Source organism: Pseudomonas sp. Pseusp97, assembly GCF_047304025.1.
Lineage (GTDB): Bacteria > Pseudomonadota > Gammaproteobacteria > Pseudomonadales > Pseudomonadaceae > Pseudomonas.
Window position 1 is genome coordinate 19,371 of the sequence record NZ_JBGLYK010000062.1, and the last position, 8,374, is coordinate 27,744.

The 8,374-nt window shown below is 64.9% G+C and carries 6 protein-coding genes; 5 read left to right on the plus strand and 1 reads right to left on the minus strand.

Annotation, left to right across the window (positions count from 1 at the left end; genetic code table 11):
- Positions 1 to 9: 9 nt before the first annotated feature.
- Together ACCC94_RS13130 and ACCC94_RS13135 are read left to right on the plus strand one after the other, a co-directional pair.
- Positions 10 to 3,177: an efflux RND transporter permease subunit gene (locus ACCC94_RS13130; protein ID WP_413349885.1), complete on the plus strand. Its 3,168-nt coding sequence runs from the start codon at positions 10 to 12 to the stop codon at positions 3,175 to 3,177.
- Entirely contained in the window at positions 3,177 to 4,601 is a 1,425-nt protein-coding gene (locus ACCC94_RS13135; protein ID WP_413349886.1) for an efflux transporter outer membrane subunit, read from the plus strand. The genes ACCC94_RS13130 and ACCC94_RS13135 overlap by 1 nt, the downstream gene beginning before the upstream one ends.
- A 90-nt stretch (positions 4,602 to 4,691) precedes the next feature.
- On the opposite strand, the gene ACCC94_RS13140 is transcribed toward ACCC94_RS13135, so the two are convergent.
- Positions 4,692 to 5,567, minus strand: coding sequence for a LysR substrate-binding domain-containing protein (locus ACCC94_RS13140; RefSeq protein WP_413349887.1), 876 nt, complete (start codon positions 5,565 to 5,567; stop codon positions 4,692 to 4,694).
- 221 nt (positions 5,568 to 5,788) lie between these two features.
- Here ACCC94_RS13140 and ACCC94_RS13145 point away from each other — a divergent pair, with 221 nt between their 5' ends.
- From ACCC94_RS13145 to ACCC94_RS13155, 3 genes are all read left to right on the plus strand, one after another.
- Complete coding sequence (locus ACCC94_RS13145) at positions 5,789 to 6,955, plus strand: hypothetical protein (protein ID WP_413349888.1); 1,167 nt, start codon at positions 5,789 to 5,791, stop codon at positions 6,953 to 6,955.
- A 51-nt stretch (positions 6,956 to 7,006) separates the two neighbouring features.
- Positions 7,007 to 7,945 (plus strand): LysR substrate-binding domain-containing protein, encoded by a 939-nt coding sequence (locus ACCC94_RS13150; RefSeq protein ID WP_413349889.1) that lies wholly within the window; start codon positions 7,007 to 7,009, stop codon positions 7,943 to 7,945.
- Between the two features lie 262 nt (positions 7,946 to 8,207).
- Positions 8,208 to 8,374 (plus strand): aldehyde dehydrogenase family protein (locus ACCC94_RS13155; protein WP_413349890.1); only part of this gene is annotated, 167 nt, incomplete at its 3' end.

Here is an 8,374-nt window from a genome sequence, read left to right on the forward strand (position 1 = left end):
GCGACCGTCATGCTTTCGCGTTTCTGTATCGATCGGCCCATCTTCGCCATGGTGCTGTCGCTGATCATCATCATCGCCGGCGGCGTTTCCATCTTCGCCCTGCCGGTGGCGCAGTACCCGGACATCACACCGATCCAGATCACCGTGACCGCGACCTACCCGGGAGCCGACTCGCAGACCATCGCCGCCACCGTGGCGGCGCCCATCGAGACGCAGGTCAACGGTGTCGACAACATGCTGTACATGCAGTCGGTCAGCTCGCCCACCGGGCAGATGACTCTGAACGTGTACTTCGATATCGGCACCGACCCGGACATCGCCCAGGTACAGGTGCAGAACCGCGTGAGCCAGGCGCTGGCGCAACTTCCGCAATCGGTGCAGCAGAACGGGGTGAACGTACAGAAGCGTTCCTCCAGCTTCCTCATGCTGCTGGCGATCTACTCGCCGGACGGCAGCTTCGACCAGCAGTACGTGGGCAACTACGCCAACCTCTACGTGCTCGATGCGATCAAGCGTATCCAGGGCGCCAACCAGGCGCAGATCATGGGCGACGCCGATCTCGCCTTGCGCATCTGGCTCAAGCCGGACCGCATGGCGGAGCTGGGCATCACCGCGACCGACGTACAGAACGCGGTCAGCCAGCAGAACCAGCAGTTCGGCGCCGGCAACGTCGGTCAGGCGCCATCCCAGGGGATGATGGAGCTGACCTATCCGCTGGTCACGCCGGGGCGCATGAAGACGGCCAAGGAGTTCGAGCAGATCATCCTGCGCGCCGACGCCAATGGCACCGCCATCGTCCGCCTGGGCGACGTCGCCAGCGCGGAGATTGGCCTCAACCAGTACAGCATGCGTTCCTCGCTCAACGGCAAGACGGCGACCATGATCGCGGTCTACCAGCAGGCGGGCTCCAACGCCCTGGAAGTGTCGAAGAACGTGCGCGCTGCACTGGCGGACATGTCGACCACCTTCCCCCAGGGCATCGGCTACGCCGTTTCCCTGGATACCACCGAGTTCGTCCGTTCCTCGATCCACGAGGTGGTGGTCACGTTGCTGATCGCCATCGTCCTGGTGGTGCTGGTGGTGTTCCTTTTCCTGCAGAGCGTGCGCAGCACCTTGATCCCGGTCGCCGCCGTCTTCGTCGCGGTGATCGGCACCTTCGGCGCGCTGCTGGCGCTGGGCTTCTCGATCAACCTGCTGACGCTGTTCGCCCTGGTGCTGGCCATCGGCATCGTGGTCGACGATGCCATCGTGGTGGTGGAGAACGTCGAGCGGAACATGCAGGCGTTCCACCTTGACGCCCACGACGCCACCGTGAAGGCGATGGAGGAGGTGACCGGCCCGGTGATCGCCATCGTTCTGGTGCTCTGCGCCGTATTCATTCCCGTGGCCTTCGTCAGCGGTACCACCGGCCTGCTGTATCGCCAGTTCGCCCTGACCATCGCCTGCTCAGTGGTCATCTCCGGCTTCGTCGCGCTGTCGCTGTCCCCGGCGCTCGCCTCGCTGATCCTCAAGCCGGGCCAGCATGCGCGCTGGGAGGGCTTCGAGTGGTTCAACAGGTCCTTCGACAAATTCACCCACGGTTTCGTCGGCGTGGTGGCCCTGGTCGTTCGTCGCCGGCTGCTGGCGTTGGCGTTGTTCGGGGCGATGCTGCTGGGCATCGGCTACCTGTTCAGCAGGATTCCCACCAGCTTCGTTCCCGAGGAGGACCAGGGTTACCTGCTGGTGGCGGTGATGATGCCGGACTCGGCGAGCCTGGATCGCACCCAGGCCACCACCGAGCAGGTGGCGGCGCTGTTCCGCGAGCACCCTGCGGTTCAGGATGCGTCGGCGATTTCCGGCTACAGCTTCATCGACGGCCAGAACCAGACCAACATGGGCACCGTGTTCCTCAACCTGAAGCCCTCGGAGCAACGCAAGGGCGAGGCGCTGTCCGCCGACGGCATCATCCGCACCCTGTACCCCAGGCTTGCGGCCATTCCCCAGGCCCGCATCATCCCCATCAATCCGCCATCGATTCCCGGCCTCGGTACGCAGGGCGGCTTCGAATTCTGGGTGGAGAACCGCGGCAGCGGCGATGCGAAGGAGCTCCAGGCTGCCACCTGGAAGCTCATCGGCGCCGCCGCCAGGCGCCCGGAGCTGTCCGGGCTGATCAGTACCTTCCAGGCCTCGACCCGGCAGATGCGCGTCTCGGTGGACAACGCCAGGGCGGAGACCCTGGGCGTGCCGATGGCCGACGTGTACGGCGCACTGCAGACCCAGTTCGGTTCTGCGTACGTCAGCCAGTACGTGCTGGGCAGCCGCGTGTGGCAGGTCATCCTGCAGGGCGCGCCGCAGTATCGGGGGGCGCCTTCGGACCTGGGGTATCTCTACGTTCGTCAGAAGGACGGCAAGATGATTCCGCTGTCCTCGCTGGTGAAAACCGAGTTCACCTCCGGCCCCAGCCTGGTCGACCGTTTCAACAACTTCCCGGCCGCCAAGATCACCGGCAACGCCGGTCCCGGCTACAGCTCTGGCGATGCGATCAAGGCCATGCAGGAGCTGGCCCGCCAGGAATTGCCACCGGGCTACAGCTTCGCCTGGAGCGGCGAGGCCTTCGAAGAGAACAAGGCGGGCAATACCACGGTGCTGGTGTTCGTCTTCGGCATCATCATGGTCTTCCTGATCCTGGCGGCACAGTACGAATCCTGGTCGCTGCCGCTGACGGTGCTCAGCGCGGTCCCCTTCGGCATCTTCGGCGCGCTGGTGGCTATCTGGTTGCGCGGCATTTCCAACGACGTGTACTTCCAGATCGGCCTCGTCACCCTGGTAGGGCTGGCGGCGAAGAACGCGATTCTGATCGTCGAGTTCGTCATCCTGCAGCGCCAGGCCGGGCAGTCGCCGCTGGACGCGGTGCTCAAGGCGGTGGAGCTGCGCCTGCGACCGATCATCATGACCTCCCTGGCCTTCATCTTCGGTGCGGTGCCGCTGGCCATCGCATCAGGGGCGGGGGCGAACTCCCGGCACTCCATCGGTACCGGCATCATCGGCGGCATGCTCGCGGCCACCAGCCTGGCGCTGCTGTTCGTGCCGCTGTTCTCCTACCTCGTCGAACGTTTGAGCGAGCGGCGGGAAAAGTCCAAGGGTTCCGTGAGTGCGCCAGAGACGCCCAGTGGCGTTACCCACCAGGAGGCGCACTGATGACCACCAGAAAACTCATGCTGGGGTTGGCCGTCGCGACCCTCGCCGGCTGCATGGTCGGCCCCGACTATCAACGCCCCGAAGTCGCCATGCCGGCTGCGTATCGCGCACATCTGGCCGATGCTTCCGCCGGTGTGGCCGGACCCTGGTGGAGACAGTTCGGCTCGCCGACCCTGGCCGGGCTGGTTGATGAAGGCCTGAAGAACAACCTCGACCTGCAACGCGCCAGCGCGCGCATCGAGCAGTATCGCGGCCAGCTGCGCACGGTGCGCGCGGGCCTGTTCCCCCAACTGGGATTGGGTCTCGGCGCCAGGCGTGCGCTGAGTGACCAGTTCGTCGACACGCCGCTGGCCGGCTTCGATGGGGTTGCCAACCAGTACCAGGCAGGCCTTAGCGCCAGTTGGGAAATCGACCTGTGGGGCAAGCTGCGTCGCCAGAGCGAGGCCGCGAGCGCGCAATTGCTCGGTGCCCAGTATGCGCAGCGCGGTGTAGCGCTGAGCCTGGCCAGCTCCATCAGCGAGGGCTACCTCAACCTGCTGGCGCTGGATGAGCAACTCGCCATTGCCGAGCAGACGGCGCAGGCGCGCAAGGAAGCCCTGGGTATCTTCCAGAAGCGCTACGACCGCGGCGTGATCCGCCAGATCGAGCTCAGCCAGGCGCAGAACGATTACTGGGCGACCCAGGCGGCGATTCCACCCTTGCGGGCGAAGATCAGCTCGGCGGAGAACTCGCTGTCGGTGCTGCTCGGCCGAAACCCCGGTCCTATCCTGCGCAACGAGCGCCTGTCTTCCCTGCGCGGGCCGAAGGTCCCGGCCGTCCTGCCGGCGACCCTGTTGTCCCGCCGCCCTGATCTGCTACAGGCGGAGCAGGCCGTCGTCGCCAGCAACGCCATGGTCGGTGCGGCGCAGGCGCTGTACCTGCCGGACTTGAACCTGTCGGGGATGATCGGTTTCAGCCGGGGTGAGAGCGGGCAACTGTTCGATAGTGCGTCGAAGGTCTGGAACCTGGCGCTGGGGCTGAACCAGACAGTGTTCGATGCCGGCGCTATCTCCGGGCAGGTGCTCCAGGCGAAGGCCGGGTATCAGCAGTCGGTGCTCGCCTATAAGGGCGCGGTGCAGTCGGCCTTGGCCGATGTGAACGATGCGCTGGTCGGGACCCGCGAATCGGCGGCGCAGCTGGCTGCTGTCGAGCAGCAGGTGGAGGCCCTGCAAACCTACTCACTGCAAGCGCGCCGCTTGTATGAAGGGGGATATTCGACCTACCTGGACGTCACCACTTCGGAAGAAAAACTCTTCGATGGCCAGTTGCAGGAAGTGAACAGCCGATTGGCCGCGCTGAACGCCTTCAATTTCCTGTACCGGGCAGTCGGGGGCGAAGTGGGCTCCGATGCGTCGCTGCTGTTCAAGCCGATAGTGAATCGTTGAGGAAGACGTCGCTGTTGTGTTCACGCCTTGGACGTAAGCCAGGACCCGCTCGAGGTGCCTGGCTTTTTTTAGTGCGCGGCAGAGGCGGATTCAGGGATTGCGTTCCACATTCAGCCAATGCTGGAACCGTTCCACCTTCGACAATCCCAGCTTGTCGCTGGCGATATCCAGCCAGTAACCATATGGGCCGATCACCTCGACCGGTGTGATGGGCAGCAGGCTGCCGCTGGCCAATTCCCTTTCGATCATCTGCCGGTCGATCACCGCCAGCCCGCCCCCGGCGAGGGTCGTGTGGATGACCTGATCCAGGGTGCTGAACTCGATCCCGCTGGCCGCATCGACGTCGCTGCGGCCGACCGCCTCCAGCCAGTTTTCCCAGACCCGCAGGCGCTTGCCCTCGTGCAGGATGTGCAGCAGCGGGGACTCATTGAGTTCGGGCGGCTGTTCGCCGTCGAACAGCTCCGGGCTCGCCACGGCGATGTGGCGCTCCATCACCAGCAAATCGCTGTGGCAGTGCGCGGCCTGCTCCAGGCCGAAGCGGATGCGGCAATCCAGCTCGCCGGCGCTGTCGTCCCCCTGTTGGTTGGTGATGCTCAGGCTGATGTCCGGATAGCGCTTGAGGAAGCTGCGCAGGCGCGGCGACAGCCAGCGTGTTCCCCAGGTAGGCGGCGCGAGGATGCGCAGGCGCTGCCGCAGGTTGGGCACGCGCACGGCCTGCAGGGCGCGCTCCATCTGGTCGAAGGCTTCGCCCAGGTGCGGGGCGAGGGCGCTGCCGGCTTCGGTGAGGGTCAGGCCACGGGGCGTGCGTAGGAAAAGGCTGATTCCGAGGTATTCCTCCAGTTGCTTGATCTGCCGGCTGACGGCTCCCTGGGTGACGTTCAATGCATCGGCCGCACGATTGAAACTGCGGTGATGGGCCACTTCTTCGAAAACGCGGAGCATGGTCAGGGGCGGCAGATTGCGCATGGCGGGGCCATCCGTAAGTACGCTCGGGGCGCGGGCTTTTTTCGCTGATTCTAGCGATGGCGATGCCTTTGGAATATGCGTTTTTCTCGGGTTTGGATTGCGATTTAGTCGTTTGTGTGGCGGCGCGGCCAGGGGCTAGTTTCGGCCGCGCCCACGCACCGGGGAGCACCGGGCGAGGGCCACTCCCATAACGACAAGAAACCAGCCGAGGCACATCCAACGTGGCCAGACTCCACCTGCCGTTCCTGCTTCCCGCACTCTTTGCCCTGAGCTCCACCGCCATCGCCGTACCGGTGACCGACAACCTGGACATCGGCGGCGCCGTGCGCGCGCGCTGGGACCACGACCCGGACCGCGATATCGAGAAGTTCGGCATCGACACCGCGATGCTCCGCGTCACCTACACCTCCGACACCTGGATCGGCGCGGCGCGCTACCGCTGGTATGGCAAGGACTACCCGTACCAGTACACCCAGCATTTCGGTGACGTGAACTTCGCCGAGTACGCCTGGATCGGCTACAAATTCGATCCGGACAAGCAGATCCAGGTCGGCCTCAACCAGATTCCCTTCGGCCTGCAACCGTTCTTCGGCAGCACCTTCTACGAGACCCTTGGCAACGTCATCGGCCTGGAAGACGTCAACGACGTGGGCGTGAAGTACATCCAGCAACAGGGCGACTGGAACCTGCAGGTCGGCGCCTATAGCCGTCCCGCCTGGGAGGGCAATGGCACCAGCAATGGCACCACCTATTCGACCGTGGTGACTTCGGCGGACAGCTATGTTGGCGACGGCTCGCGCAACAAGGAGCGGCAGATCCTTGTCGGTCGCCTGGCGCGTTCGCTGCAACTGGGCGACTGGAAATCCGAGGTGGGCTTCTCCGCGCTGACCTCGCGCCTGGAGAACCAGGACACCGACGACAACGGTCGCCGCAACGCCTACGCCATTCACTATGCCGGGCAGAACGGTCCCTGGGGTGTGCAGTTGCAGGCCGCGCGCCAACAGATGTCGCCGCGCAATCCCGGGAGCGACGAGGTAGTCACATTCGGCGGGTACGACGGTACGTTCAACGTCGCCAGTCGCGGTAACCTGTATGTCGGCGACCTGAGCTACAGCATTCCGGGAAGTTTCCTCGATGGTTGGGTCAGCGGCGTGAAGGTCTATGGCAACTACAGCGCCTTCGACAAATCCGCTGACGACTTCAAGACTTCGCAGCGCTTCATCCTCGGTACCTCCTTCTCGGTGAAGGCGGTGTACATCGCCGTGGAATGGCTCAACGGCCGCAACGATCCGTACATCGGCGGCAGCAATTACACCCAGAGCCTGGCCGAAGGTGGCACCAGCCACTGGGAGAACCAGCTGTACGCGAACGTCGGCTATTACTTCTGATATCGCGCTGAAAAGCCCGCGCGGCTGAAGCCGCAGGGCAGGGAAGGGTGGGTGAAACGCAAGATTCCGGCGCTCAATGCGCTGAAAGCCTTCGAAGTGGCCGGCAGCACGGGGAGCTTTACCCGTGCGGCCGAGCTGCTCAACGTGACCCAGAGCGCGGTCAGCCGCCAGGTGCGTCAGCTGGAGGAACAGCTCGGCGAGAGCCTGCTGGTGCGCCGGCATCACCATCTGGAGCTGACCGAGGCCGGGCGTGTGCTGCTGCGCGCCCTGCAACTCTCGTTCGACCGCATCGAGCTGACGGTGCGCGGCATCCAGCAGCGCCACCACCTCAATCGCCTGCGGGTCAACGCGCCGCCCACCTTCGCCCTGCGCTGGCTGTTGCCGCGGCTGTCACGCCTGCGCGAAGCGCACCCTGACCTGGAAGTGAGCCTGACCACCAACCTGCAGGACAGCCTCGCGCAGAGCAGCACGCTGGATTGCGCGATCCGTTTCGGCAATGGCGAATGGGACGGCCTGGACAGCTCGCTGCTGATGCACGAGCGGCACATCGCGGTGTGCTCGCCGAGCCTGCTGGCGCAGCGCGAGGAGCAGGACATCGACCTGCGCAGCATGACCCTGCTGCATGTGCTGGCCCGCGACGACCAGCGCTTCCTGACCTGGCGGCACTGGCTGGATGCGGCGAAGATCCAGGGCGTCGACCTGCAGGGCGGCTATGAATTCGACCTGCTGGACATGGCGATCCGAGCGGCCATTGACGGCCTGGGCATCACCATCGCCGACCGGCAGATGGTCGCCCGTGAACTGGCGGCGGGGCAGCTGGTGCAGATGCTCGACGTCGAGGTGCAGGGGCACCAGTCCTACTGGTGGGTCAGCCGGCCGGAGCAGGAGCTGCCGCCCCACGTCCAGCGCTTCCACGAGTGGTTGCAGCAGGAGGTGTGGATGACCGAGCGCAACCTGGCGGGATCGGGCTCCTTCGTCAGTCTTCCCTGAATGAATCCGTAGTCATTTCCTGTAGGACGTGACGACTTTCCTGCGCGCAGTAACCTGCGTTTTTCGCATGTTAAGGCGCTTTATTAATCGCTTGTCGCGTCCTGGGCGCCTGTCGAAACTTCGGCCAACCGATAACGACAAGAGTCACCTTCCTGCGTGCGCCGCGCCGCCTTGCCCGTCGCCAGCATGAGCCAGCCTGCACCTTGTCGTTGCGTGGCGCCGCCACCGGCCCGAAGCCTTGCTTGAACGACAGGACATGACCATGCGCACAGATCGACACTTCATCGACGGCCGCTTCGCCGACGCCTCCTCCGCCCACATCGCCGTGTTCGACCCGGCGACCGAGCAGCAGGTCGCCCAGGTGCCGGCCGCCACCGAAGCCGATGTGCGCAACGCCGTCGAAGCCGCCGCCCGCGCCCAGCGCAGTTG

What these genes read in the sequence shown, in the direction of transcription:
- ACCC94_RS13130 (WP_413349885.1), top strand. Translation starts at nt 10, where the DNA reads ATGCTTTCGCGTTTCTGTATCGATCGGCCCATCTTCGCCATGGTGCTG.
- ACCC94_RS13135 (WP_413349886.1), top strand. Translation starts at nt 3,177, where the DNA reads ATGACCACCAGAAAACTCATGCTGGGGTTGGCCGTCGCGACCCTCGCC.
- ACCC94_RS13140 (WP_413349887.1), bottom strand. Translation starts at nt 5,567, where the DNA reads ATGCGCAATCTGCCGCCCCTGACCATGCTCCGCGTTTTCGAAGAAGTG.